This is a genomic window from Porphyromonas sp. oral taxon 278 str. W7784 (genome assembly GCF_000467855.2).
In the GTDB taxonomy this organism is placed as follows: Bacteria; Bacteroidota; Bacteroidia; order Bacteroidales; family Porphyromonadaceae; genus Porphyromonas.
Map to the genome: position 1 here is coordinate 1 of NZ_KI259250.1, position 1213 is coordinate 1213.

Annotated in this window: 1 protein-coding gene; it reads left to right on the forward strand. The window is 38.6% G+C overall.

The annotated features are described in order from the left end of the window. Nucleotides 1–126: 126 nt before the first annotated feature. Nucleotides 127–1035, forward strand: coding sequence for a type II toxin-antitoxin system death-on-curing family toxin (locus tag HMPREF1556_RS06305; protein ID WP_021667545.1), 909 nt, complete (start codon nucleotides 127–129; stop codon nucleotides 1033–1035). Nucleotides 1036–1213: the final 178 nt, after the last annotated feature.

Below are 1213 nucleotides of genomic sequence, written 5' to 3' on the forward strand. Positions count from 1 at the left end.
AACATCACCGACGCTGACTTCGAAGAGGTCAAATAAGCATGTCTCTCACACTTCTATTAGTACAGTGGCTACACCATGCAAATATTTGTATGGTGTAGCCACTGTAAATATTGACTTATATGTAATATGAAGAACTTGTCTCCAGACTTTAAACTAGACTTTGAAAGAGTATTAAATAAATATAACCCAAGGGACTATTCCGAGAGTGGTGGACTTAGTGAATTGGATGTGGTTAAGGCATACTACATCCTGTCAGACTATTTCCATAAGGAAGGAGAGCAGATGTGCTTTGGAATCAAAAATTTTAACCTGTTAGCATCTGCAGTGGCAAGACAAGAGGTCGCTTTTGATGGACACCGAAAGTGGACAGATGAGTTTGACCTTATGGCAACTCTTGTGTATGGCTTGGTAAAGAATCATGCTTTTGAAGATGGAAATAAGCGTACAGCACTACTGGCTTTGCTCCTATTCTTGGATAAGAAAGGGTATAGGATAGTTAAGCCCAAGACAGAGTTAGAGAACCTAATTGTTCGAATTGCGGCGAATGAACTAAGCGACTATGGATCTTATAGGTTTTCTCAAGGTGATAAGACCGAGGATGATTATAAGATTGAGTTTATTTCAGAAAGAATTAGGAAGTCTGCTAAGAAGAAAGACAAAAGAATCTATCAACTAACTTATAAAGAGCTTGATAAAAGGTTGAGGAATTTTGATATATGCCTATGTAATCCAAAGAAAGGGTTTATTAATGTATGTAAGATAGAGCCAGTCGAGGAGGAAGAAACTTCTTTTTTCAAGAAATTATTCTCTAAGAAGAGTGGTGAAAAAGAAGAGAGAAAAAAATACCTAGCTCAAATCTCTTTTAGAGGATGGACTAAGAAGGTAGACTTAGGAACTATTAGAAACGTGCTTTCAAAGGCTGAATTGACCGAAGGGACTGGTGTCGATTCTGGCGTATTCTTTCATGATGATGAGCCAGAGCATGAGCTCATTAAAGAGTACCGAGACCCACTAATAAGGCTAAAGGATAAGTAGCATATTAGAGCACAAAAGATTTTTGATACACTTAGTCTTTCTCTGTGGTGGATAGGTCTTAGTATATCCATACTAGTAGGGCATAAGAGGTGCTGTGGTCTGGAGCTGAATAAAAGGGACTGGCTTCAGTACTAAATAAAGCTCAACCACGCCGATAGCCTGATCTTCCAGACGGAAA